Source organism: Pseudomonas sp. JV241A, assembly GCF_900275665.1.
Lineage (GTDB): Bacteria > Pseudomonadota > Gammaproteobacteria > Pseudomonadales > Pseudomonadaceae > Aquipseudomonas > Aquipseudomonas wadenswilerensis.
Window position 1 is genome coordinate 18880 of sequence record NZ_OPYO01000014.1, and the last position, 25812, is coordinate 44691.

Below are 25812 nucleotides of genomic sequence, written 5' to 3' on the forward strand. Positions count from 1 at the left end.
ACAAAGCACCTGGCAGGCCGGTGCATGGCCGGCGGCAGGCTCAGTCAAGCCGGCGCGGGTAGGCTGCGCTAGGGTCGAGGCTTTGCTTTTCCTTGAGGTTCGTCCCATGAGCAACATCAGCCTTTTGCCCCAGGTGCGCGGGTTTCTTCAACGTGAGCACAGCAGCTTTATCGACGGTCGCCAGCAGCCTGCAGACAATCCCCACTACCTTGAGGTGATCGACCCGGCCAGCGACCAGGTCATCAGCCGTGTGGCCGAAGCCTGCGTGCACACTGTCGACGATGCCGTCGCATCTTCCCGTCGCGGCTTTGCCCAGTGGTCACAGGCCGCCCCTGCCGTGCGTGCCAGCGTGCTGCTGAAACTCGCCGATCTCATCGAACAACACCGGGAAGAGCTGGCGCAGCTGGAGACTTGCCAGTCGGGCAAGCTGATCAATATCTCGCGCAATTTCGAGGTCGATCAGGCCGCGCACTTCCTGCGTTACTACGCCGGCTGGGCGACCAAGCTCAGCGGCCAGACCCTCACCCCGTCGCTGCCCTCGTTCAGCGGCGAGCGCTACACCGCCTTCACCCTGCGCGAGCCGGTCGGCGTGGTAGTCGGCATCGTGCCCTGGAACTTCTCGACCATGATCGCCCTGTGGAAGCTCGGCTCGGCACTGGTCACCGGTTGCAGCATCATCATCAAGCCCAGCGAATTCACCCCGCTGACCATCCTGCGCATTGCCGAACTGGCCATTGACGCCGGCCTGCCCGCAGGGGCGTTGAATGTGGTGACCGGTGGCGGCATGGCCGGCAAGGCGCTGATCGAACACCCGGGCACCGACAAGGTCTCGTTCACAGGCTCCGTGCCCACCGGCCTTGCCGTCGGCCAGAGCGCCATGGCCGCCAACCTGACCCGCACCACCCTGGAACTGGGCGGCAAGAACGCGGCCGGGTTCCTCCGCGATGTAGCCTTGAGCAAAGCAGTAGACGGCATCATCGAAGCGGGCTTTTTGCATTCCGGGCAGATCTGCGCGGCAGCCGAGCGCTTCTATGTGCATCGCTCGCAGATCGAGGCGGTGACCGGGGCCTTGAGCGAGCGCCTGGCAAAGTTGAAGATCGGCTCGCCGCTGGATGAAACCAGCGAATTCGGCCCGGTAAGCAACAAGCAGCACCAGGCCAGACTCGGCGCGTTGTTTGCCAAGGCACGCAGCGAGAACAGCCAGATCATTCATGGCGGCCGCTTGCTCGAAGGCCCGGGGTGCTACGTGGAGCCGACGGTGATCCTGGCCAATTCGGTGAACGACAGCCTGCTCAATGAAGAGACCTTCGGCCCGGTGGCGACTTTCCTGCCCTACGACGATGAAGAGCAACTGATCGCGCTGATGAACGACAGCCCCTATGGCCTGAGCGCCAGCCTGTGGACCAACGACCTGAGCAAGGCCTTGCGCCTGGTACCGCAGGTGCAGGCCGGCACGGTGTGGGTGAACATGCATACCCTGCTGGACCCGGCGGTGCCGTTTGGCGGAGTGAAGGCGTCGGGGATTGGACGGGAGTTTGGTGGCGCGTTTATCGAGGACTATACCGAGCTCAAGTCGGTGATGATTCGTTACTGACTGACAGCATCGCGGGGCAAGCCCGCTCCCACAGGTCGTGTGGGAGCGGGCTTGCCCCGCGATTACGCACGAACCACCACACCCCTGCCCTGCACCCGCCAATACGCCAGCGCCAACCCGACAAACCACAACGGCATCACACACAACGCCAAGCGGGTGTCCGGCTTCAGTGCCAGCAACGACAGCACAAACAGCAGGAACCCCAACGCCACCCAGGCCATCACCACCCCGCCGGGCATCTTGTAGATCGAGCGCGCATGCAGATCCGGCCGTGCGCGGCGATAGCACAGGTAGGCGACCAGAATCGTCGACCAGGTAAAAATCACCAGGATCGCCGAGATGGTCGAGACGATAGTGAACACCGTCATCACCTCCGGGAAGATGAACAGCAGCATCACCCCGAACAACATCAACAGCGTCGAAAAGCCCAGGCTCGCCAGCGGCACGCTATTACCGGAAAGACGCTTGAACACCCCCGGCGCATTGCCCTGACCGGCCAGGCCGAACAACATCCGGCTGGTGGAGAACACCCCGCTGTTGGCCGACGAGGCCGCCGAGGTCAGCACCACGAAGTTGACGATCCCTGCCGCCGCGGGAAACCCCGCAACCAGAAACAACTCCACAAACGGGCTCTTGTTCGGCGACACATGGGCATATGACGTCACCGCAATAATGCACGCCAGCGACACCACATAAAACAGGATGATACGGATCGGGATGGCATTGATCGCCTTGGGCAGTACCTGCTCCGGCGACCTGGTTTCTGCTGCCGTGGTACCGATCAGCTCGGTACCGGCAAAGGAGAAAATCGCGATCTGGAAACCCGCGAAAAAGCCGCTGATGCCATGCGGGAACGCTGCCTCGGCCCGGAACAGATGCCCCAGCGACGCCGTCACCCCGGTGGGCGAAACAAACGAGGTCGCCACCAGCACCACACTCACGCCAATCAGCGTCAGCACGGCGATGATCTTGATGATCGCGAACCAGAATTCCACCTCACCGAACAGCTTCACTGTCAGTACGTTGAGGGCGAACAAGGTCAGCATCATGCCGACTGCCGGTATCCAGGCCGGTAGATCCGGGTACCAGTGCTGGAAGAAACCGCCGACCACCACCGCATCGCCCACCACCGCCACGCACCAGCTCAGCCAGTACGACCAGCCGAGAAAGAACGCCGCCCGCGGGCCGATGTAAGCGCCGGCAAAATCGGCGAACGACTTGAACTTCAGGTCCGACAGCAGCAACTCGCCCATCGCCCGCATGACGAAATACAGAAAGAATCCGATGATCATGTAAATCAGCAGAATCGAGGTGCCGGACAAGGCGATGACCTTGCCCGAGCCCATGAACAGCCCGGTGCCGATGGCGCCACCGAGGGAAATCAACTGAATGTGGCGGTTGCTCAGGGTGCGCTGCAGCCCCCTGTGCCGGGGGCCGTGGGTCACTGGTTTCATAGCTCAATCTCTTGGTTTTTGTTGTCGAGTCGAGGCAGTAAGGAAGCAATCTTTTTTTGTTGTTCAGGCGCAAGCGCCTTCGAAGCCCTGCAGCACGTTCACCGCATTGATGCCGATTTCATCAACCATGTAACCGCCCTCCATCACGAACAGCGTCGGCACCCCGACTTTGGCGATGGCTGCACCCATGGCGAAGTAGTCCTCGCTTTCCAGCAAAAAATGGCTGATGGGGTCGTCCTTGAAGGTGTCGACGCCGAGGGAAATCACCAGCAGCTCGGGGGCATAGGCGCGCAGGCGCTGGCAGGCATCTTCCAGCGCCTGCTGATAGGCGGACCAGCGGGTGCCTTTGGCCAACGGATAGTTGAGGTTGAAGCCTTCGCCTGCGCCGCTACCTCGTTCACTGGTCGCGCCGGAAAAATACGGGTACGACACCGCCGGATCGCCATGGATCGAGGCGAACAGCACATCGCTGCGTGCATAGAAAATGTTCTGCGTGCCGTTGCCGTGGTGAAAGTCCACATCCAACACCGCCACCCGTTTGGCGCCGAGGGTCAGGCTATGCTGGGCGGCGATGGCGGCGTTGTTCAGATAGCAGTAGCCGCCCATGTATTCCCGTGCGGCGTGGTGCCCCGGTGGCCGGCACAGGGCAAAGGCGCTGTGCTGGCCTTCGTTGATCAGGGCCAGGCCGGTCAGGGCCAGGTCGGCGCTGGTTTTCACCGCCTGCCAGGTAGTGGCGGTAATCGGTGCGCCGGCATCCATGGCGAAAAAACCCAGCTTGCCGTCGATGAACGCCGGTACCCGGTCGTTGGCCAGATCACGCACCGGCCACACCAGCGGCAAGGCGTCGTGGCTGCGACCGATGGCGGTCCATTCGCTCCAGGCATTTTCGAGAAAGGCGACATAACGCTCGCTATGCGCTGCGACGTAACAGGCGCGGTCGAACGCGCGCGGCGAGACGACATCGCCCAGGCCAGTGAGCCTGACCCGTTCGCACACGGTATCGGCGCGGCTGGGTTGTTCGAACGAAGGTTTGAGCACCCCGTCCTTGAGTTCGGTGCCGTGGTGCAGGCGGTGGTCGGGGCTGAAGATGGTCAGCATGGCGCAGGTGCCTTGATCAGTGGGTGTGCAAATAGCCTATTCCGACGGCACTGATCTTTTTTTGCTTTATCTTCTCGTCGTGTTAGCGTTTTGAGGCGAATTATCCCCTTGAGGCAGCCATGGCGAAAAAATCATCCAGAAGCGTCACCCTAGACGACACCGACCGCGCCATCCTCGCCTTGCTCCAGGCGGACGCGAGCATGTCCAACGCCGAACTCAGCGAGCGCTTGTCATTGAGCCTCACCCCCTGCTGGCGCAGGCGCAGGCGTCTGGAAGAAGAAGGCGTGATCAAGGACTACCAGGCCAACCTCGACCGGCGTTTGCTGGGTCTGGAAATCATGGCCTTCGTCCAGGTCCGTTTCGCCACCCACAGCGACCAGGCGCCGGATGATTTCGAAGCGGTGGTACTGCAACTGCCGGAGGTGATCGCCTGCCACAAGATCACCGGCGATGCCGACTACCTGCTGCAAGTACTGGCCACCGACCTGGACGCCTACAGCGACTTCATCGAGCAGGTGCTGCGCCGACAACTGGGCATTGCCTCGATCCAGTCGAGCCTGGCCCTGCGCGAGGTCAAGTCCACCCACCGCGTGGCCATTCCTGGATGCAGGAGCGGGCTTGTCCCGCGATCTAGTGCCTAGTACTTGTCTCGCCCCAAACCGGTGCAATACCACTAGAATAAGCCACCCCAGAACCAGGCTGCCCCCATGGATATCGAGCTGGCCCGCACCTTCCTTGAAATCGTTCGCACCGGCAGCCTGGTGTCCGCCGCCGAGCGCCTGCACGTGACCCAGACGGCCATCACCGCCCGGGTACAAAAGCTCGAACAGCAACTCGCCTGCCAGCTGTTCATCCGCAGCCGCAGCGGCGCCAGCCTCACCGCCGACGGCGAGGCCTTCGTGGTTTACGCCAACCAGCTGGTGCAAACCTGGGAAGCCGCGCGCCGCGACCTGCCCTTGCCCGAAGGCTGCCACCAGGTGCTGCACATCGGCGGCGAAGTCAGCCTCGGCAACCCCATGGTGCTTGGCTGGGTCAGCGCCCTGCACCGGGAAATGCCCGGCCACGCCATTCGTAGCGAAGTCAGCGACGGCGAATCCTTGCTGCACAAAGTGGAAATGGGCGTGCTCGATGCCGTGCTGGTCTACCAGCCCACCTACGGCCCGGGCCTGCAGGTGGAGCAGTTGATGGAAGAAAAGCTCATCCGGATCCGCCGCAAGGACAAACCCGAGCCCTACGTGTACATCGACTGGGGCCAGGCCTTCCGCCGCCGCCACGACGCCGCCCTGCCCGAATGCGCGCGCCCGGCACTGAGCTTCAACCTCGGACCGCTGGCGCTGCAGTACATCCTCGAACACGGCGGCAGCGGCTACTTCCGGACCCGCGTAGTGCAGGCATACCTGGACAGCGGCGTATTCGAACGCGTGCCGCAAGCACCGGAGTTCACCTACCCCACCTACCTGGTGTATGCCCGCGAGCGCGACAGCGAGGCATTGCAGCAGGCGTTCAGGGTGCTGCGCGAAGTGGTGGCCGGTGAGAGTGACTGGTCACAGCGCTGGGATCCGGTGATCTGAGCGCGCCACCTCACTCAACAACTGTCGCTTGAGCCCGGCAATCAAATCAGTCTGGGTAATAACCCCCACCAGCGCCTCGCCGTCCATCACCGGCAAACAATGCAGGCCCTGCTCGCTGAGCAACGGAATCAGCGCCACCGCCGGCTCGTCACTGCGCACGGTGATCACCGGCCGGCTCATGATCTGCTCCAGCAGCACCTTGGGCCGGCGCCCGAACAACCCGCGCCAGCTGAAACGCCCCAAAGTCATGGCCGGGCCGACCAGGTCAGTCAGGCTGACAATCCCCACCAGCCGCCGCGCGTCATCCAGCACCGGCAAGGTGTGCAAATGGTGGCTCGACAACAGCTGCCAGGCCTGCTGCAAGGTGGTCTGCGGCGTCGCCAACTGCACGTCCCGCGACATCACCGAAGCGGCGGTAATGCCACCCAGGCTGCGCTTGAGCGCGTGTTGCTCGGTGGCCATGATGATGCGTTCGAGCTCATCGCGGGTGACGTCGACAAACTCGCCGAGCTCTTCCAGCGCCTGGTCAAGGTCCTCGCCACTGACCCCGACCCGCTCACCCGGCAACACATCGGCGGTGTGGTGCAGGTCTTTGCGCGGCGCGGCGGTTTTCGGGTAGCGCACCCCGGTCAGGCGGTTGTAGATCACCGCAACCGCTACCAGTACCAGGGCATTGAGCATGATTGGCTCGAACACCTGGTCACCCAGCGCCGCCAGCGATGAGTCCGCCAACACCACACTCACCGCCACGCCGCCACCCGGCGGGTGCAGGCAGCGCAGCAGGCACATCACCAGGATCGCCACGCCCAGGGCCAGCGCCGCGACCCACAAGGCCGAACCAAAGCAGTGATGCAGCACCAGCCCCACCGCTGTCGCGCTGGCATAGCTGCCAACAAAGGGCCAGGGCTGCGCCAGCGCCCCGGAGTGCACGGCAAACAGCAGGACTGCCGACGCCGCCAGCGGCCCGAGCAGGTGCAGTGCCACTGTCGGGCCAAAGGCCAGGCTGCAGGCAAAACCTGCGAGAAACAGACCGAGCAACGCACCGACACCTGCACGTAGCCATTCTTTCGGGGGGATGTTCAGAGAGGCCGGCAGCAGCCGGCTGAACCAGTTGTTCAGACCGCGGGTAGACATGGGTAAATCGGGCACCTGGGCAGTAAAAAAAGCCCGGCCAAAATGGCTGGGCTGAGTATTGCGAGGGGCAATACCAATGGGCTCCGTCCGTGGAGATGGAATTTTTTGGGTGTTGCGTGGGCGGGGATTTTGCCGGGGTTGGGCTGGCGGGTGGTAATTCAAAAAAGTGAGGGGTGGCTGCAGTTTTTTTGAGGGATGGCGCGGGAGTACAGGTGTCGGCGGCAAGGCCGCCGACATCGCCTGGCAATCAATGCATAAACAGTGCGATCAGGATGATCACGGGAATAGGCACACCCAACATGAACAACAGTAGCGAACGCATGATAGTTCTCCTCGGTTCAACGGACTCGGGCGTTGATATAGTCATCGACCGGCATCACCGCATCGCGACGGCGGCCACCATAGGTTGCGGCGAGACTGGCGAAAAATGCCCCGCACAACAAAGCGATGAACATCCACAATGCCGACACCGCAGCCACCTTGCTGGCGGCATCGGCCGCTTCACGGGCAACCCTTTTGGCGTCGTCTATTGCCTGACGCGCCTGGGCGAACACCTCGTCGACCCGCTGCTCGGCTTGGGCCGGGGTCAGGTTGGTGCGCTGGCTGACCAGTTGCGCCAGGTACAGTCGGTCTTCGGCCTTAAGCTGCCCGCCGCTGCGCAACGAGCGAGTCATGATCCGGGTTACCACCCCCTGGGTTGCATCCTCATTGACCGCTACAGTGCTATCGCCACGAAAAAGGCTGTCGACAAAGTAGCCATAGGGGTCGCTGTCCGTGGTGCTAGCGGCAGCCGACGCTGCTGACGTGATGCCGTCTGCGGCGCCCGCTGCAACTTGAGCACCTGCCTGCACCCCACCGCCCACGATACTGCTGACCGAACCGACCACCAGCGTTGCCGTTACCAGCGTGGCAACGGCCCATGCCAGAAAGCCATGGGCCGTATCGCGAAAGTAAACCTCATCACCCTGCACGCTCGCCCACTTGACCCGCAGGCGACCCGCCAGGTACCCCCCCAGGCCGGAAGCGATAATCTGGGTCAGCGCCAGCCAGACAATCGTGGATATTCCCAGGCTCTTGGCGCTCATTCCGTCGCCAGGCCACGGAGAAACGGCCGAAAAGCCCAGCCCAAAACCGAGCAGTACCAGTATCAGCGACAACGCCGCCGCACCTGCCGCGCCTGCAAAAATTGCCGGCCATGACACGCCGGAGCGGTTTTCCACTTCGGCGATGGTGGTCGAGTGGGTTTCTGATGTTGTAATCATTGTTTTTGAGCTCCCGTGAGGAACATCGAATGTTCAGTAGAACGGGTGCATGCCCTGTGCCAAGCCTGCTCAATTGGTAATGCCTGTGAATTCAATATGTTGCAGCGATTGCAGAGCATTCCCATCATGCAAAGTGCATGATCGGGAAGCCGCTAGCGGGTGTTCTGCATACCAGGGCAGCGATTTGCAGAAACTGCTGTGGGTGATGGGCAGCCAAGGGGTGTTGGCGAGCAGTCGTGACAGGCTGCTAACGGCCAGAAGCGGACGGTCGAACGCTTACCTTTCTCGATGGCTATTGCACAGGCTGGATTGCAGCGCTCCGGGTACCGGCGAACGCACTCGTGCCAAGCCAGCGCCACAAGTTTTCCGCATCCTGCTCAGCGCCGTCTACACGCAACTCCCGCGACTGAAGCACCTCCCTGGGTGTGCGGTCGCCTGTCCACACTTCGGTCAACGCGCGCACGCTTGAGTCCACGACGAGCGTGAGTTCGCGTCCCGGGTCGTCGCGGCACAGATCTGCCACACCCTGTTCGACCACCAGCCACCACGCTTGCTCGCCGGAGCGCGCGTCTCGGAACCTGAAGTGGATGACCACCGACCGGGACGGGAACAGCTCGATGCGCGCAAACCGGCGCACGTCCCACATGAGCAGGCCCGCGTCGAGTTCGTTATCGCGAAGGCGACTCCCTATCCAGCGCGCCCCCCAATGGCCTAGCGCCATTATGATGGGGCGCAAATCCTCGCCTGCCTCGGTCAGGCTGTACTCCCAGACTTTGCCTGCGGCCGTGCGATGTACGACACCGATAGCTTCCAAGTGGCGCAGCCGCTGTGCCAGCAAGCTGGTGGACATCCGTGGTACGCCGCGGTGCAGTTCATTGAAGCGCTTGCTGCCGCATAGCAGCTCGCGCACGACCAAAGGCGTCCAGCGCTCGCACAGTGCTTCGGCACCGCGCGCGACCGTGCAGAACTGACCGTAGCTTTCATCCATCGCCTGTACTCCGCAACTACAACGCTTCAGATTCTGAACTAGCCTCGTGCCTTCGACGCGTGCACGCTGAAACCTGTGAAAGCCACCGCCTCAGGAGAACGCCATGACCAAGATAGCCATCATTCAGCGTCCGCCCGTGCTGCTCGATCGCAGCGCGACCATCGCCCGGGCCGTGCAATCGGTCGCTGAGGCCGCGGCGGCGGGCGCCTCGCTGATCGTTTTGCCCGAATCGTACATTCCAGGTTACCCGTCGTGGATCTGGCGGCTGGCGGCGGGAAAAGACGGGGCTGTAATCGGCCAGTTGCACACGCGTCTGCTGGCCAACGCCGTTGATATCGCCAACGGCGACCTGAACGATTTGTGCGAGGCCGCCAGCGCTCACGCCGTGACAATCGTATGCGGTATCAATGAATGCGACCGGCGTAATGGCGGCGGCACGCTCTACAACAGCGTAGTCGTTATCGGTACGAACGGCGAAGTGCTCAACCGGCATCGCAAGCTGATGCCAACGAACCCCGAGCGCATGGTCCATGGTTTCGGTGATGCGTCAGGGTTGCGTACGGTCGATACACCCGTCGGGCGCATTGGTGCGCTCATCTGCTGGGAAAACTACATGCCCTTGGCGCGCTATTCTTTGTATGCCCAAGGAGTGGAAATCTACGTCGCCCCCACGTACGACACCGGCGAGGGCTGGATCAGCACGATGCGTCACATTGCACTCGAAGGTCGATGCTGGGTGCTGGGCAGTGGCACCGCGTTGCGCGGCAGCGACATTCCCGATGACTTTCCGGCGCGCACGCAACTGTTTCCCGATCCGCAAGAGTGGATCAACGACGGCGACTCGGTGGTGGTCAACCCGCAAGGCCGGATCACAGCCGGTCCATTACACCGAGAGGCAGGCATTCTGTATGCAGACATTGACGTGTCACTCGTGGCGCCGGCGCGGCGGGCGCTTGACGTCACCGGGCACTATGCGCGCCCTGACATTTTCCAGTTGCAGGTGCGACGCACGCCGGCGACAGCGGTGCGCTTCACCGACGGATGAAACTAACCGACCCTCAGGCGATCCATTCCCACTTCAGCGATGTGTGTAGCAACTGATCAAGGAGTCATTCCATGAGCATTCAAAAGTCTTACAAGGGCAGTTGTTTTTGCGGCGCAGTCGAGTTCACCGTCAGCGGTGAGCCAGCCGCAATGGGCTATTGCCATTGCGAGTCGTGTCGACATTGGTCAGCCGCGCCGGTCAATGCCTTCACGCTGTGGAAACCCGAGGCAGTGCAAGTAACGCGGGGGGCTGAGAACATTGGCACTTACAACAAGACACCGCAGAGTTTTCGCAAATGGTGCAAGCATTGCGGCGGGCATATTTTCACCGAACACCCGGGGATGGGGCTCATCGACGTGTATGCCGCCGTCATCCCGGATTTCGCGTATTCGCCAGGCGTTCACGTCCACTATCAGGAGACCCACCTGCGCATCAAAGACGGGTTGCCCAAGCTGAAGGATGTCCCTAGCGAATTAGGCGGATCGGGTGTCAGCGTGGACGAATAGCGCTAGCACGATAGTGTGCGGCGCTCCGACCTTGCCTGGCGAGTGCGCCGCCGTTAATCGAGGGTAAACAGGTCCCCTTCGACACTCCGGTCACCGTGTTTACGACGCTGCGCGGCAGCGTCGTAGACGATCAGCAAAAGCTCCCTGCTCTCCTCAGCCGATTTGAACAAACACATGCCCTCTGCATGGTCGTCGCCTTTGCCGAACGGCACCTCCAGCACCGTCTCCAATTGATCGGCGAACACCACCTGCTCTTCATCGGCTGCGAAGCCGCCGCGCCAACGGAACACCGTGACCGGGCCGTCCAGGTCCATGGTCGGCCCCGCCAGAATCAGCAGGTCGTCGCCGCGGGTGCACAGGTCTCGCACCCCCAGGCCATTGAGCGAAAAAAAGTGTTTGCGGTAGCGACGCCCACCCGGGCCGATCTTCTTCAGCACCAGGGTGTCGGTCGAGTCGCCGTCGGCTTCGGGTTCGATCTCCAGCAGCACGGTCCAGCCGCGCAGCACGGGCCCCCGAAGCCCCAACAGCAGGCGCGAGCCGATGACGGCCAAGCCTTCAATGTCGAAACCGTTGTCTTTGCCCGGGATGCGCAGAAAGTCGCGTAGCTGATCGTCCTTGGCGATTTCCGCGGTCAGGTCGTTGCCGAGCGCGTTGCCATGCAACTGCGCCGCCGTACGTCCATCGCCATCCACCTTTTCGGCGAGCTCATAGCGGTCGTTCTGCTGCACCACAGGGAGACGCGCCAGCAGAAAGCGATTGCCGTCAGCCTCTACGGTCGACAGGCGCTTGATGTTCTTCTGCGCGGATTTGTCGGCATCCGCCTTCTTGCGCTTGAGGCTATGGGAGCCGACGACCCAGAGATACCCCCCGTCAGGGGCATAGGCCAGGCCCTCGATGTCGATCTCGGCGTCTGGATCGGGTATGGGCAGGCTCAGGTATTCCATGAGCGGGAAGGCGTGGTGCTCATCGCACATCACAGCCTCGCCGGGTGCTGCGGACTGGATGGTCAGGCGTTCCAGACTGGTGGTTTCGTCGTTGGCCAGCCACAGCGTGTCGCCGATCTGCAGGGCAACCGAAAGGCCGTCACGCAATGACGCAAATGCCGGATCAAAGCGCAGCATCACGGTATTGCCTGGCTTGCTCATGGGTGCTCTCCTGCCTTGAGGGGGTGACGCGAAGATGTGTAAAGGCTAGTGGTTACCCGTCAACAATCAAGGCTATTCGCCAGGTTCCCAGCCTGCAGTGCAGGCTTTGTAGACAAGCACCGCCCCCCTAATACTGATGGTTTACAACATGTCCTCGCTGTTGCCAGATGACTGCGTCAGAAACTCAGTGATCAGCGAGGTAATCTGCTGCTGGATCAACCCACGTGGGCGGCCGTTGTCGCCATCTCGGCAGATGATGCCATCGCCTGGTACTGCTTCTTCGAGCACTGCCACCGCACCAGGTTTGCACACCGACATGAAGCTGAAGTGGCTTGCGTCGCTGATTTCGACGTAACGGCTTGACGCTTGGGGCAGGCGTTTGGCCAAGTTGGCGGACTCCAACTGAGCGGGGAGCTCTTGCGACGGTACGCCGGCAGCGATCACTAGCGCTGGTACCGGCAGCGCCGCAAGGCTTTCATCGGTCAGCCCGCGTGAAAGGCCCAGGTCCAGTGTAACCACCGCAGTGACGCGTTTATCGCGCAAATCACCGGCCAACCCGGCCTTCAATGCTGAAGTGCTTTCGGCGTTCATCTGTTGATAAACGGTGCAACTGACCAACTGCGGGTGGGCTTTGCAGTCACGGGCAAATCGGTCTGGGTCGAAACGAGCCCCGACGATCTCCATGGCGGTCCAGCCACCCAGTGAATGGCCCACTACCGCAATTCGGCGCTTCGCGACCTGGCCAAATTTTTCAGGTTGAGTCGTGACCGCTTCAATGGCTCGGCTCAGATCCACGGGCCGTTGCCATAACTGCGCCGCTGCTTGAGGGCTACGGTCACGGCTAGTGGTGCCGGGGTGGTTGACCGCGGCGACGATGTAACCCTTGTGGGCCAGCGCACTGGCAAGCCAGGTCTGGTTGCCCCAGTTGCCCCCAAAACCATGGGAGAGCACTACCAATGGGTGTTCGCCAGCAGCCGGTGGCGTGTTACGAACGGCAGAAGCACCGACAAACACCGCATTATCGGCGATCAATTGCGTGGTGGCGGTGGTTGCACTGGGGTACCAGACGACCATCTCCAGCGTGCGATTATTATGCGTGTCCAGCAGCGTGGAGGACTGGAAGCCAACCGGGTTATCGTCAGCGAATGCGCTGGCAGTCAGGCAGATCAGAAACAGGGCGCCGAAAGCTGTTTTCAATGTTGTTATCTTCCTTGATCGGACAAGCGCATAGCATTCTGAAGCGGGCTGTTGGGCCCATCTCGCATGCGGTCGAAATCCAATGTTGAGCACAGGTGCGTTGCACGGACATTAAAGCCCATATTCGCGCCGACGTGCATGGGACTTTCATCGTTAGCGCAACGGCATCACACCACCACAGCGGCGATGGCGTGCCGCCAGTCCTTGTTTAATTTCCCCGGCAAAACCGGCACAATCGCCGGCTTTTTTCCCGACAAGGTAGTCCCTCATGCAACGGATCGTCATTCTGGGCAACGCTGGCAGCGGAAAGTCCACCCTCGCCCGCGCCCTCGGCAAACAACTGGGCTTGCCGGTGGTGCACCTGGACAGGCTGTTCTGGGAACCCGGCTGGGTCGAACCCGATGCCGAGCAGTTCCGCTCGCGGGTGCGCGAGGCGGTGTCGCAGGACACCTGGGTGTGTGAAGGCAACTATGCGCGACGCACGTTTGACCTGCGCCTGCCCCGGGCTGACCTGGTGATCTGGCTGGATACGCCGCGCCTGACCTGCTTGATGCGGGTGATCAAGCGCAGTGTGTTGAATCGCCCTCGGCCTGACCTGGCGGACGGCTGCAGCGAAAAGCTCGACCGGGCGTTTCTGACTTTCTTGAAGTTTGTCTGGACCTTCAATCGCGGTTATCGCCCGGGGATCGAGGCGGTGCGCGAGACCATCGGCCCGCAGGTACCGGTGGTGCATGTGCGCGGCAGCCGCCAGATTGCGGCATTTGTCGAAGGGTTGCCGGCTGGCGCGGTTGGCGCAGAGGGGCTGCAGCGTCAGCGCTGATCCCCCAAAGCATTCACGCCTGCCCCGCTCGCCCCTGTTCCAGCAGCCGTTCCATCAGCATCCTGGCATTGTCGGTGCAGTCGCGGTCCTCGGGGCGGTTTTCGATACTGTCGATGGCCACCAGCAACTGCTCGCGGTTCTGCGCCAGTTGTGCTTGCAGTACTTCGATCTCGGCGACCTTGCGCTTGAGCCCGGCCAGCAGCGCGTCATGCTGCCAGCCGTCGGCATTGGCCGGCAGCAGCTGACGAATCTCCTCAAGGCTAAACCCTGCGCCCTGGGCGCTGGTGATGATCTGCAGGGTCCACAGCGCTTGCGGGGCGTAGTCGCGATAGCCGTTGGCCTTGCGCACCACCGATCTGATCAGGCCGCTGGTCTCGTAAAAGCGAATTCGCGAGGCACTCAGGCCGCTGCGTTTCGCCAGTTCTCCTATTCTCATAGCTCGCCTTCAATAGGGCAGTGACCTTAAACCTTACTTTAACCCTAGGACGCAGCAAACACATCACAGAGGAGCAACGAACATGGCATTCGTCACAACCAAAGACGGCGTTGAAATCTTCTATAAAGACTGGGGCCCGCGCGATGCCCAGGTGATTTTCTTCCACCACGGTTGGCCGCTCAGCGGTGACGACTGGGATGCGCAGATGCTGTTCTTCCTGGCCCAGGGTTATCGGGTTATCGCCCATGACCGCCGCGGCCACGGGCGCTCCAGTCAAGTCTGGGATGGCCACGACATGGACCATTACGCCGATGACGTGGCGGCGCTGGTCGATCACCTGGGGGTACGCGGCGCAGTGCATGTCGGACATTCCACCGGCGGCGGCGAGGTGGTGCATTACCTGGCCCGCCACGGCCAGGACCGCGCCAGCAAGGCGGCGATCCTGGCGGCGGTGCCACCGTTGATGGTGCAGACCGCCAGCAACCCCGGCGGCCTGCCCAAGTCGGTGTTCGACGACCTGCAGGCGCAACTGGCGGCCAACCGCGCGCAGTTCTACCACGACATTCCCGCCGGGCCGTTTTACGGCTACAACCGCCCCGGGGCGACACCTTCGCAAGGGGTGATCCTCAACTGGTGGCGCCAGGGCATGATGGGCAGCGCCAAGGCCCACTACGACGGCATCGTCGCCTTCTCGCAGACCGACTTTACCGAGGACTTGAAGCGCCTCACCCTGCCAGTGCTGGTGATGCACGGCGACGATGACCAGATCGTGCCCTATGAAAATTCAGGCCTGCTGTCGGCCAGGCTGCTCAGCAACAGCACCCTGAAAACCTACAAGGGCTACCCCCACGGCATGCCCACCACCCATGCCGATATCATCAACGCCGACCTGCTGGCCTTCATACGCAGCTGATACTGCGGTGCCAGGGCCCTGCCCTGGCACCCTGCTTCACCCCCTGAAAAAGCCTGTTGACATTAAAGTTAACTTTAAGGTTATGGTTTGAACACGATCAAACGAGGCACTCCCCATGAACGTGTTCGACAAGCTGACATTGCCCAACGCAAGCGAGATCCCCAACCGCCTGGCCAAGGCCGCGATGGAAGAGAACATGGCCGACGCCGACCAGGCGCCGTCCGCAGAGTTGCTGCGTTTGTACCAGGCCTGGGCCGACGGTGGCGCGGGCCTGCTGATCAGCGGCAATGTGATGGTCGACAGCCGCGCCATGACCGGCCCGGGCGGCGTGGTGCTCGAAGATGACCGGCAACTGGCCAAGTTCAAGCGCTGGGCCAGCGTCGGCCGTAGCCATGGGGCGCAGTTCTGGCTGCAGATCAACCACCCCGGGCGGCAGATGCCGGCCAACCTCGGTCAACCGACCTGGGCACCTTCGGCGGTGGCGCTGGAAATGGGCAAACTGTCCAAACACTTCAACACGCCCCAGGCGATGACCGAAGCGGTGATCGTCGAGGTCATCCAGCGCTTTGCCCGTACCGCGCAACTGGCCGAACAGGCCGGCTTCACCGGGGTTGAGATTCATGCCGCGCATGGTTACCTGCTGAGCCAGTTCCTCTCGCCGCTGAGCAACAAGCGCAACGACGCCTGGGGCGGCTCGCTGGAAAACCGTGCACGGCTGCTGCTGGAGATCGTCAAGGCGGTGCGCGCCGTGGTGGCGCCGCAGTTTGCCGTGGCGGTCAAGCTCAACTCCGCCGACTTTCAACGCGGCGGCTTCAGTGCCGACGATGCCCGCCAGGTGGTGCAACTGCTCAACGGCCGGGGCGTCGACCTGGTGGAATTGTCCGGTGGCAGTTACGAAGCCCCGGCCATGCAGGGCGAGGCTCGCGACGGACGCACCCTGGCCCGGGAAGCCTACTTCCTGGAGTTCGCCCGCGACGTACAGAAGGTGGCGAGCATGCCGCTGATGGTCACTGGCGGCATCCGTCGCCTGCCGGTGGCCCAGCAGGTGGTCGACAGTGGCGTGGCCATGGTCGGCATCGGCACGGCGCTGGCCATCGACCCCAACCTGCCCCGCGCCTGGCAGCAAGGCAAGGGCACGGCGCCGGCGCTGGCGCCGATCACCTGGAAGAACAAGCCGCTGGCATCGCTGGCCAACATGGCCCTGGTCAAGTTCCAGCTGCGCAAGCTCAGCCAGGGCAAGGCGCCCCGCCCGCAGGTATCGCCGCTGTGGGCGCTGATCGGCCAGCAACTGGGCAATGCGCTGCGCGCCCGCCAGTACCGGCAGTGGATTGCCCAGCGCGTGCGTTGAGCCACTTCGCGCTCAATCGCGGGTCAAGCTCGCTCCTGTAGGAGCGGGCTTGACCCGCGATGAGGCCAGCACAGCTCTATCAGGGTCCATCAGCTCTGGCAGAAGCGAATCCGGTTGCCAAACGGATCATAGACCTCCAGCACCTTGCCCCAGCCCTGCTCGACGATGTCCGGCCGGCCATAGCCGTAGCGCTTGGCCTGCAGTTCGTCGCGCAGTTGCTCGATATTGTGCATGGGCACGAAGATCGTCGCCCCCGGGCTGGCATCGCCGTGATGCTCGGACAGGTGCAACTGCAGGCCATCGCGGTTGATGCCCAGGTACAGCGGCAAATCGGCCTCGAAGCGGTGCTCGAACTCGACGCTGAAACCGAGAAAACCCAGGTAGAACTCGCGGGCCTTGGCTTCATCGAAACTGCGCAGGATGGGGATGGGCTTGTCGAAGCGGATCGCCGCTGGCGGGGTGTCTGGGGGCAACAGCGCGGCGGCGGTGTTCCAGTCCTTGTAGCCCAGTTGCTGCGCCACCAGTTCCAGCGCAGCAGCGTGTGAAAGCGCTGGGCTATGCGCTTGCAGCGACACGCGCAGGCGCTTGGCCATCTGTTTGGCTTGCTCGTTTGAAATCATCGTTCCTCCTGAAGCCGAGGCCGTGTGGTGCTCGCGTTGCCAAACCTCGACTGCAAGAAAAGCGACAGGGTTCGGGTGCTTCTTTACATGCTTTCACCATGCCCTTGTGGGCGCGAGCGGCAGGCAGCATTGGCCTGGGCGCGATAGTACACAGATGATCGGCGCGCTGTCGATTTCACCCTTGCCCAGCGGTGTGCTGGTGGCGCGTTATGTACGGGGCGGCGAGGTACGCACGGGGTCGTTTGCCTAGTTGCGCCAACAGCGGCGATGCACTCTAAGAATCGCCTGATGTTCGCGTCTGGGCATGGACACTAGAGATGCATCGCATCTTCATCACCGTGTACCGTCATCACCATGGATTTTTCAACCTGGCAGCGCATTTTATTGGGCATCGCTTGCGTAGTCGCATGGGCAGTTGGCCCCGATGCAATGGCTGCCAATTGCACCTTTACCTTTAGTGACAAGCACAACAAAGAGACCACGGTGAACTTCGGCGCCGGTTTGACCGCTGACAGCTTGACGATCCCCCAGGACGCCCCCATTGGCACTATCGTTTATCAGCAAAGCCTTAACTCAGCAGAGCATGTCTTCACGTGTGCGGCAGCAACACGATACGGATTCGCCATGAACCCTGCCCTGGGTATTCCGGTAGACAGTACTTACCCCCTGGGCAAGAGCGGGCTTTCATTTCGCATGGGCACCCCCAACCCGAACATCCCCTACATGCCACCGCCGTTTAACATAGGCGCAGGGACCTATACAACCGACGACGGTAACTACACGCTCGAAGTGTTCAAATCCGGCGATTTGTCAGCGACCAACGAAATTCCCGCCGGTTTTCTGGGCAACCTGCAAGTTACTGACCTGGTGTTCATCAAGTTCAACCTGCTCAAGCCCATTCACCTGAATACCGCCTCCTGCCAAACACCCTCGGTGCCGGTATCGATGGGTGACGACTACCGCCTGCAGGAATTCGAAAAAAGTGGCGATACCCCGCGGGTGATCAAGTTCAACATTGCCCTGAACCAGTGCCAGCGCGGCATCAAGAAAGTGACGTACCAACTCAAGGCCACCACTCGGGTCATCGATGCAAAAAACGGTGTCGTGGCACTGAATGGCGAATCCACGGCCAAGGGCATCGGCTTGCAGTTGATGAACGATTCAGGACAACCCATTGCCCTGGACACCTCGTATCCGTTCAATGGCTTCGACCCCTTGGGTACCGACTTCAAAATCCCCTTGGCCGCCGCCTACTACCGCCTGGCCGAAGATCACCTTGAAGCAGGCAGCGCCAACACTGCCGTGACCTTCATCATGAGCTACCTGTAGTCAATTAAGGATCGTCTTATATCGCCGGCACCCCCGCGTGCCTAAAGTGCCGGCATGAGATTGAAGACGTACCTGCATCAGATCAACCCGATCCTTTCCACCCCCCATGCGGCGCGACGCTTGTTGCGCATTTTCGCTGTGGTGTTGCTGATCGGCATTCTGGGCGGGGTGTACAACTTTTTGTTGTTCACCTTCACCAATGAAGTGTCGCAGCGTCGTGGCTACATGAGCAGCGCGATCGCCGAGGCCCATACGTTTTTCACCACCCGCCAGGCCCTGCTCGAGAGCCTCAGCCTGTCGGCCACGCGTAAATCCCGAAGCGTGCCACCGATGTCCGATGAAGAAATCCACCTGCTGCTGGGCACCACGCCCGGCAAGCAGTGGCGCATCGGGCTGACCCAGCGCATGCGCGACAACTTGAAAGCCAAGCAGGTCAATCTGATTTACGTCAGCAGCGGCACCGACGCACAGGTAAAACGCCTGTACACCGCGACGCCGATGCCGAGAACCTTTCCTCAGGCGATGCTCAAAAGCCTGGAAACCTTGAAGCGCGAAAACAACTCACCCCATGAAGAGCTTTGGCTGACTCATCAATCGGCCAAGCATGCACAGCTGTACATTTTCATCCGCCTGGACGAACGTGACGTGGACTCCGGCTGGCTGGGCCTGGAAATGGATGGCCGTAAAGTCTCCAGCGCCTTGAACGACCAGAGCGCCGGCGAGTTCATGATGTTCAACGCCCAGGGCATGCTGTTGTTTACCAATAGCCACAGCGCACACTTGAGCCAGAACCTGTTGCAACTGCAGCGCGAGAACTTCTTCGGGCTGGTTGGCGAACGCTGGCTGCCCGATCACCTGGTGATTCGCAAACAACTCAAGTCATCCGACTGGCAACTGGTGTATTCCATCAGCCTGCAGGCGCTGCTCGCCGCGCTGGTATCGCAACTGTTGGGCGCCCTGCTGTTCTGCCTGCTGAGTATCAGCCTGGTGTGGCTGCTGATCCGGCGCCTGGAGCATCGTTTCATCACCCCGACCATCCACCGGATCCAGGCCGTGGTCGAAAGCGAGCTGTTCAGCCGCGACGTGATCCAGACCGCCCCTGTGGCGCTGTGCGTACTGCGCCGCGCCGATGGCCAGGTGGTGCTGGAAAACACTCTGTCCCAACAGTGGCTGGGCCAGGGCGGTGAGCGCGAGCAGTTGTGCCCCGGCTGGATTTGCCAGGCCTTTGCTGGCACGTCGGCGACCTTCACCGACTATTTTGAAACCGCCGATGGCCGCCACCTGTACTTGAGCAGCTCGCCCACCCGCTACAAGGGCGAGGACGTGCTGTTGTGCGCCTTCAGCGACATCAGCGCCCGTACCCAGATCGAAGAGGCGCTGCAACAGGCGCGGCAACTGGCCGATGCCGCCAACGAAGCCAAGACGTTGTTCCTGGCAACCATGAGCCACGAAATCCGCACCCCGCTGTACGGTGTGCTGGGCACCCTGGAACTGCTCGCGCGTACGCCACTGGACGTCCAGCAGCGCGACTATCTGCGGGCGATCGAAGGCTCCTCGGCAACCTTGTTGCAGTTGATCTGCGATGTGCTGGACGTGTCGAAAATCGAAGCGGGCCAGTTGGTGCTGGAGTCGAGCGAGTTCTGCCCACTGGGGCTGGTACAGGAAGTCATCCAGAGCTATGCCGCCGCCGCCCGCAGCAAAGGCTTGCAGCTGTATGCCTGCCTGGACCCGCAGTTGCCGGAGCGGGTTATCGGCGATGCCACGAGAATCCGCCAGATCCTCAACAACCTGCTGAACAACGCCGTGAAGTTCACCGACGCCGGACGGGTGGTCCTGCGGGTCAGGCTGCTGTGCCGCGAAGGCGAGCGCGCTACCTTGCAATGGCAAGTCTCGGACACCGGCAAAGGGATCAGCCAGGACGATCAGGCGTTGATTTTCGATCCGTTCTACCAGATCGATGGCAACACCAATGTGGTGGCGGGTACGGGGCTTGGTCTGCCCATCTGCCAGCGCCTGACCCATTTGATGAACGGCAGTATCCGCATGGTCAGCGAACTGGGGCTGGGCAGCAGTTTTTCCCTGACCCTGCCACTGGAGCAACCCTCGGGCAATACCCTGCCAAGCACCATGCCCAGCCTGCTGCCGGAGATCGTCCATGTGGTTTCACCGATCCGCGAACTGGCCGAGGTCGTCAGTGGCTGGTTGCGTCGCTGGGGCGCCCGTCCGCAAATCGGTCGCCCGCCCAGCGCCGACCTTGCCACGCAAAGTGTCCTGATCGAACTGCACGCCAGCGCTTTCGAGCAGCGCCTGGAGCCCCATTGGCTCGGCCCGCTGGTGCTGGCCTGCGGCGATGGCAGCAACGAACCGCAGATCATGTCCGGCGCCTGGAAGGTCAACCTCAACGACTTGCCGGCCATTCACCAGGCCGTCAGCCTGGCCCAAGGGCTGTGGGTGGCAAGCCCCCGGGAGGCGTTCGATCCGTTCGACCTCAAGCAGCTGAACCTGCACATCCTGGTCGCCGAAGACAACGTGATCAATCAACTGATCCTGCGCGATCAACTGGAAGAGCTCGGCTGCACCGTGGAGCTGGCCGCCAATGGCAACGAGGCCTTGTCGCTCTGGGACAACGGAAAATTCGACGCGGTCCTCAGCGACGTCAACATGCCTGGGCTCAATGGTTACGAGCTGGCTCGGGAGCTGCGTCGCCTGGGCTGCACGGCGCCCATCATCGGTGCCACCGCCAACGCCCTGCGCGGTGAAGCGGCCTTGTGCCTGGCGGCGGGTATGAACCACTGCCTGGTCAAGCCTTTCACGCTCAGAGCCCTGTTCAATTACCTGGCGCCTTATGAAAGAACTCCCCATGAAGCCCTGTAGCATTCTGATTGTCGAAGACCACCCCTTCCAGCACCTGTACCTGCAACACCTGTTCAGCGAACTGGGTGATTTCCATCTGGAGGTGGCATGCGATGGCGCCGAAGCGCTCGCGCGCTTGAAGCGACGTCAGTTCGACCTGGTCCTCACCGACCTGCTGATGCCCGGCATGGATGGCGTGCAGTTCATCCAGGGCCTGGCAGCCCTGCGCTGCAGGCCAGCCCTGGCAATCATGAGTGCAACCTCGCGGCGTATGCTGATGGCGGCCAGCCTGGTGGCGCGCAACCTGGGAGTGAAGGTCATCGGCCTGATCTCGAAACCGGTCAAGGCCGCCGCCCTGCGCAGCCTGACCGATCAACTCATGGGCTTGCGCAATGCCGCGCAGCCCGAGCCCACCCCGGGCTTCGAGCGCCAGGCGATCCTCGATGCCCTCGACAACGGTCAGCTGCAGGCCTGGTTTCAACCCAAGAAGGCCCTGGCCAATGGTCGCATCGTCGCCGCCGAGGCACTGGTGCGCTGGATGCACCCCGAGTACGGGGTGCTGTTGCCGGGCATGTTCCTCACCGCGCTCAAGCTTTACGGCCTGGAAGAACCCCTGTTGTGGCACGTGCTGGGCCAGGCGATCAAAGCCCAGGCGCAGTGGCGTGAGCAGGGCTATGACATTCCGGTGTCCATCAACCTGCCCACCCACCTGCTCAACAGCCATGACCTGGCCGATCGCATTCTGGCGTTTGTTCACGATCAGCAAGGGGTACCGGGGAAAATCTGCTTCGAGCTGATGGAGTGCTCGGTACCGCAGGACATCAGCAATTTCTACGCCGGCGCCTGCCGGCTGCGGATCATGGGGTTCGGCCTGTCGCAAGATGATTTCGGCAAGGGCTACAGCTCCTACATGAACCTGGTGTCGACGCCCTTTACCGAGCTGAAGATCGATCGGGCGCTGGTGCAGGGCTGCAACGAGAACGAAGAGCTGGCCCAGGCGTTGACCAGCATTGTCGCGCTGGGCCGGCAATTGGGTCTGACCGTCGTGGCCGAAGGTGTAGAAACCGCGCAGGAACTTGCTCTGTTGCGTAAAATCGACTGCACTCAGGTCCAGGGTTTCCTGATTTCCCAAGCCGTGTCTTCGAGTCAGTTCCAGCAGTTGTTGACCCATGACGGTCCGGCAAGCGCGTATTGACCCGCAGGCATGTGCGTTTGAACGTCTCTTGCTTCGAGGTCTCCGTGCACAACCGCTTTGCGCTCACCTTCCGGGTGGCCCCGCGATGAATCATCCCAACGCTTTCTTCGAGAAGCTGGCCAACAGCTCGCTGCGCCTGAACAGAGGCCTGACCGTGCTGTGCACCACCGTACTGCTGTTGATGGGCATCAGCTATTGGGGGGTGCAGCGCACGCTCGAAGAACAGCACGACACGGTGCGGTTCCACTTTGCCCGGGTGCTGGAAAACCTGCGCGAGCAGGAAGCCTTTCTCGACACGGTGTCTGCGCAGAGTGCCAAGGGTGAACTGCTGGACTCACTGGTCTCACCCATATCGCTGCAAAAGGCACTGCCCGATGAAGGCCCTGACATCTATCAGGGGCAACAGTTTTCGTTCTCGTTGCCGTTCAGCGTGAAGATCAACCCGGACAGTGTTGCACCGAGCCAACAGGCGAAAGTCTTTACCCTCGGGGCGCACCTGGCCGATTACTACAGCGCCTTCTGGTCTGCCTCGCACTTTCAGTCACCACAGGTGTTCCTGTTCAACGTTCCGGACAACTTCGACATTGCCGTGCCCGCCGCCGGACGCTTGCGCGACGCAGGTCAGATACAGGGTGGCGAGTTCGTCGCAGTGATGAAGCAGGTGCTGCAGCGGCTGCACGACAACAATCCCAAGCCGCTGGACAACCAGGTTCACTGGGTGCAGTACAACGAAGCATCCGATAACGTTGCCATCCCGTCCGTGCTCGGCTACGTCAATCTCGACCTGTCCTCGACCCATCTGAACATCCAGGGTGCCAGCCCCTGGGTGGTGGTCGCGTCACTGCTGAACCTGTCCCAGGTCAACGACGTCGAGCGGATCATGCAGTGGACGATCTACGACCATTTCACCCTGATCGCCCCCTCCGGCGAAGCGCTGATCGGTGCGGTGAAGCCTGAACTGCACCTGCATGAAGGGCTGAACTTCAACAGTGACGGGCTGGTGTTCAAGGTATCCAGCACCCAGGGGCAACCCTGGACGGGGATCTACGTCATCAGTATCAAGAGTTTCCTCAATTACGCCCGTTGGCCGTTGCTTGGCCTGTTGCTGGCGCTGCTGGCGGCGCTGGGCGGCGGCTGGGCCTTCAACCGCTGGTACAAACGCCGGGTGGTGCTGCCGGCCCACCAGGCCCATGAGAGCATCGCCGAAAGCGAGGCGTTCAGCCGCACTGTCATCGACACCGCGCCGACCGGCCTGTGCGTGGTCCGCCGCAGCGATCATCAGGTGTTGATGGAGAACCCGCGCGCCCAGCAATGGCAGGACAGTGCCAAGCTGATCAACGCCCTCAACCGCCAGCACGACCTTACCCGCTCCGGGCAGACCGACCTTGAGGTCGACGGCCGTCACCTGCACGTCGATTTCATTTCCACCCGCTATCACGGCCAGGATGTCTGGCTGTGCGCCATCCATGATGTCACCCGCCGGGTCGAGGACGCCGTGGCGCTGGAACAGGCACGCAAAGCCGCCGACTCGGCCAACGAAGCCAAGACCCGGTTCCTGGCGACCATGAGCCACGAGATCCGCACGCCGCTGTACGGCGTGCTGGGCACCCTCGAACTGCTGGGGCTGACGGCGCTCGAGCCGCGTCAGCAGCAGTACCTGGACACCATCCAGCGTTCCTCGGCAACCTTGTTCCAGTTGATCAGCGATGTACTGGACGTGTCGAAGATCGAGTCCGGGCAAATGACCCTGGAAGCCCAGGACTTCTGCCCCCTGGAACTGACCGAAGACACCGTGCGCACCTACAGCGCCTCCGCCCAGGCCAAGGGGTTGCAGCTCTATGCCTGCATTGACGCCACACTCCCTGACCGGGTGCGCGGCGATCCGCTGCGCATCCGGCAAATCCTCAATAACCTCTTGAGCAACGCGATCAAGTTCACCGATCACGGCCGGGTGGTGCTGCGCCTGCGGGTACTGCAACGCAGTGGCGAGGAAGCCAGCCTGCAGTGGCAGGTCAGCGACTCGGGCATCGGTATTTCCCAGGCCCAGCAGGCGCAGTTGTTCGATCCGTTCTACCAGGTGCGCGACGCCTCCAGTGAAGCCGGTGCAGGGTTGGGCCTGGCAATTTGCTGGTGGCTGTGTGAATTGATGGCCGGCCAGCTCAAGGTCGTCAGCGAACCTGGCCTGGGCAGCAGTTTTTCCCTGCAACTGGCACTTGAGTGCCGACCGGGCGAGCTGGCCGATTGCCCGGCGTTCGAGCCGGGCGCTGCGCCGGTTTGCGTGCGTGCTCCGACCCAGGAGCTGGCGCAGCACCTGTGCACCTGGCTCAATCGCCTGGGCGCACAAGCCTGGCCCGCAGGTGCCGAGATGAAACCGGCAGCGGCCTCGACACTGTTGGTGGATATGTTGCCGCTGGGCAACGAAACGCCCTGGCCCGGAGCGCGGATTATCGCCGCCGCAGGCGCCCGTAACCCGCCGCAGCATTCGGCCCAAGGCTGGGAAGTCGATGCCCACGATGTGCGCGCTATCGCCTGGGCGGTCTACCTGGCGCAGCAAGGGGGCAACCCCCAACACCAGGCACCGGTGCCGCACCAGGCCCTGGCCCTGAACCTGCGGGTACTGGTGGCTGAAGACAATCCGATCAACCAGGCGATCATCAAGGAACAACTGGAAGCGCTGGGTTGTACCGTCACGGTTGCCGACAATGGTGAACAGGCGCTGGCCCAATGGCTGCCCGGGCGGTTCGACCTGGTCCTGACCGACGTCAACATGCCAATCACCAATGGCTACGAACTGGCCTCGGCCTTGCGCCAACGGGATACTCAGGTGCCCATTATCGGCGTCACTGCCAATGCCCTGCGCGAGGAAGGTGAACGCTGCGCGGCCGTGGGCATGAATGCCTGGCTGGTCAAGCCGCTGAACCTGCAGACCTTGCGCACGCAATTGCTCAAGCACTGCAGAGCGAACCAGTCGGCGCATGCCATCGGCGCCACCCTCCCCCCGCTCCCGCAAGCGCCTGCAACACCGCTGCAGTTGTCAGCGAAGATGCGGGCGCTGTTTGTCAGTACCCTGCAACAGGACATGCAGGACACCCGCACCGCGCTTGAGCGTGGCGATGCCGACGGCGTGGCGCAGAAACTTCACAGCATTGCCGGGTCATTGGCCGTGGTGCAGGCCCTTGCCCTGGCGCAGACCTGCGCCGAGCTCGAGTGCCGGCTGACCGGGCTGACCATCACCCCGGCCCTGGCGCAGGAGGTGCTTGACGTCCTTGAAGCGCTGGGCGCTGTGCTGCTCGCCGTCGAATGA

21 protein-coding genes are annotated in these 25812 nt (G+C 62.1%); 12 read left to right on the plus strand and 9 right to left on the minus strand.

Annotated elements, in window-relative coordinates:
• The first annotated feature begins 106 nt into the window (after nt 1-106).
• The gene (locus JV241A_RS09160) at nt 107-1594 is read left to right on the plus strand and encodes an aldehyde dehydrogenase family protein (RefSeq protein WP_134062086.1); all 1488 of its coding nucleotides are present in this window, start codon (nt 107-109) and stop codon (nt 1592-1594) included.
• A gap of 62 nt (nt 1595-1656) precedes the next feature.
• Here JV241A_RS09160 and JV241A_RS09165 read toward each other — a convergent pair whose 3' ends face one another.
• Both JV241A_RS09165 and JV241A_RS09170 read right to left on the minus strand, forming a co-directional pair.
• On the minus strand, nt 1657-3048 hold the full coding sequence (locus JV241A_RS09165; protein ID WP_134062088.1) for an amino acid permease: 1392 nt from the start codon (nt 3046-3048) through the stop codon (nt 1657-1659).
• 63 nt (nt 3049-3111) lie between these two features.
• Entirely contained in the window at nt 3112-4146 is a 1035-nt protein-coding gene (locus tag JV241A_RS09170; protein WP_115087029.1) for a histone deacetylase family protein, read from the minus strand.
• A 119-nt stretch (nt 4147-4265) separates the two neighbouring features.
• On the opposite strand from JV241A_RS09170, the gene JV241A_RS09175 reads away from it, so the two are divergent.
• A complete protein-coding gene (locus JV241A_RS09175; protein ID WP_134062090.1) occupies nt 4266-4787 on the plus strand; it encodes an Lrp/AsnC family transcriptional regulator in 522 nt (173 codons plus the stop codon).
• A 66-nt stretch (nt 4788-4853) separates the two neighbouring features.
• A complete protein-coding gene (locus JV241A_RS09180) occupies nt 4854-5717 on the plus strand; it encodes a LysR family transcriptional regulator (protein WP_045196624.1) in 864 nt (287 codons plus the stop codon).
• Here JV241A_RS09180 and JV241A_RS09185 read toward each other — a convergent pair.
• The 3 genes from JV241A_RS09185 to JV241A_RS09195 form a co-directional block, all read right to left on the minus strand.
• Nucleotides 5691-6851 carry an HPP family protein gene (locus JV241A_RS09185; RefSeq protein WP_134062092.1) on the minus strand — a complete coding sequence of 387 codons (1161 nt, stop codon included), beginning with the start codon at nt 6849-6851 and terminating at the stop codon, nt 5691-5693. The two genes, JV241A_RS09180 and JV241A_RS09185, sit on opposite strands and share 27 nt — an antisense overlap.
• A 338-nt stretch (nt 6852-7189) precedes the next feature.
• A complete protein-coding gene (locus JV241A_RS09190; RefSeq protein WP_134062094.1) occupies nt 7190-8113 on the minus strand; it encodes a hypothetical protein in 924 nt (307 codons plus the stop codon).
• A gap of 292 nt (nt 8114-8405) precedes the next feature.
• A complete protein-coding gene (locus JV241A_RS09195) occupies nt 8406-9101 on the minus strand; it encodes a helix-turn-helix domain-containing protein (protein WP_134062096.1) in 696 nt (231 codons plus the stop codon).
• Nucleotides 9102-9204: 103 nt separating this feature from the next.
• On the opposite strand from JV241A_RS09195, the gene JV241A_RS09200 reads away from it, so the two are divergent.
• Together JV241A_RS09200 and JV241A_RS09205 are read left to right on the plus strand one after the other, a co-directional pair.
• Nucleotides 9205-10146, plus strand: coding sequence for a carbon-nitrogen hydrolase family protein (locus JV241A_RS09200; RefSeq protein WP_115087034.1), 942 nt, complete (start codon nt 9205-9207; stop codon nt 10144-10146).
• Nucleotides 10147-10217: 71 nt separating this feature from the next.
• Nucleotides 10218-10652, plus strand: a complete 435-nt coding sequence (locus tag JV241A_RS09205; RefSeq protein WP_115087035.1) for a GFA family protein — start codon at nt 10218-10220, stop codon at nt 10650-10652.
• A 53-nt stretch (nt 10653-10705) separates the two neighbouring features.
• Here JV241A_RS09205 and JV241A_RS09210 read toward each other — a convergent pair whose 3' ends face one another.
• Together JV241A_RS09210 and JV241A_RS09215 are read right to left on the minus strand one after the other, a co-directional pair.
• Nucleotides 10706-11797: a DUF3616 domain-containing protein gene (locus JV241A_RS09210; RefSeq protein WP_115087036.1), complete on the minus strand. Its 1092-nt coding sequence runs from the start codon at nt 11795-11797 to the stop codon at nt 10706-10708.
• Between the two features lie 141 nt (nt 11798-11938).
• On the minus strand, nt 11939-12994 hold the full coding sequence (locus JV241A_RS09215; protein ID WP_134062098.1) for an alpha/beta fold hydrolase: 1056 nt from the start codon (nt 12992-12994) through the stop codon (nt 11939-11941).
• A gap of 268 nt (nt 12995-13262) precedes the next feature.
• On the opposite strand from JV241A_RS09215, the gene JV241A_RS09220 reads away from it, so the two are divergent.
• Nucleotides 13263-13814 (plus strand): AAA family ATPase, encoded by a 552-nt coding sequence (locus JV241A_RS09220; protein WP_134062100.1) that lies wholly within the window; start codon nt 13263-13265, stop codon nt 13812-13814.
• A gap of 13 nt (nt 13815-13827) precedes the next feature.
• On the opposite strand, the gene JV241A_RS09225 is transcribed toward JV241A_RS09220, so the two are convergent.
• The gene (locus JV241A_RS09225; protein ID WP_134062102.1) at nt 13828-14250 is read right to left on the minus strand and encodes a MerR family transcriptional regulator; all 423 of its coding nucleotides are present in this window, start codon (nt 14248-14250) and stop codon (nt 13828-13830) included.
• Nucleotides 14251-14332: 82 nt separating this feature from the next.
• Here JV241A_RS09225 and JV241A_RS09230 point away from each other — a divergent pair, with 82 nt between their 5' ends.
• Both JV241A_RS09230 and JV241A_RS09235 read left to right on the plus strand, forming a co-directional pair.
• Nucleotides 14333-15163 carry an alpha/beta hydrolase gene (locus tag JV241A_RS09230; protein ID WP_134062104.1) on the plus strand — a complete coding sequence of 277 codons (831 nt, stop codon included), beginning with the start codon at nt 14333-14335 and terminating at the stop codon, nt 15161-15163.
• Nucleotides 15164-15278: 115 nt separating this feature from the next.
• Nucleotides 15279-16511 carry an NADH:flavin oxidoreductase/NADH oxidase family protein gene (locus JV241A_RS09235; protein WP_134062106.1) on the plus strand — a complete coding sequence of 411 codons (1233 nt, stop codon included), beginning with the start codon at nt 15279-15281 and terminating at the stop codon, nt 16509-16511.
• Between the two features lie 89 nt (nt 16512-16600).
• On the opposite strand, the gene JV241A_RS09240 is transcribed toward JV241A_RS09235, so the two are convergent.
• Nucleotides 16601-17131 (minus strand): glyoxalase superfamily protein, encoded by a 531-nt coding sequence (locus JV241A_RS09240; RefSeq protein WP_115087041.1) that lies wholly within the window; start codon nt 17129-17131, stop codon nt 16601-16603.
• A 354-nt stretch (nt 17132-17485) separates the two neighbouring features.
• Between JV241A_RS09240 and JV241A_RS27605 the strand changes: the two genes are divergently transcribed.
• The 4 genes from JV241A_RS27605 to JV241A_RS09260 all read left to right on the plus strand — a co-directional run bounded on the left by JV241A_RS27605 (nt 17486) and on the right by JV241A_RS09260 (nt 25812).
• Entirely contained in the window at nt 17486-18460 is a 975-nt protein-coding gene (locus JV241A_RS27605; RefSeq protein WP_240047848.1) for a fimbrial protein, read from the plus strand.
• Between the two features lie 54 nt (nt 18461-18514).
• Complete coding sequence (locus JV241A_RS09250) at nt 18515-21334, plus strand: ATP-binding protein (RefSeq protein WP_134062108.1); 2820 nt, start codon at nt 18515-18517, stop codon at nt 21332-21334.
• On the plus strand, nt 21321-22508 hold the full coding sequence (locus tag JV241A_RS09255) for an EAL domain-containing protein (protein WP_115087044.1): 1188 nt from the start codon (nt 21321-21323) through the stop codon (nt 22506-22508). Before JV241A_RS09250 ends, JV241A_RS09255 begins: the two co-directional genes overlap by 14 nt.
• 85 nt (nt 22509-22593) lie before the next feature.
• Entirely contained in the window at nt 22594-25812 is a 3219-nt protein-coding gene (locus tag JV241A_RS09260) for a hybrid sensor histidine kinase/response regulator (protein ID WP_115087045.1), read from the plus strand.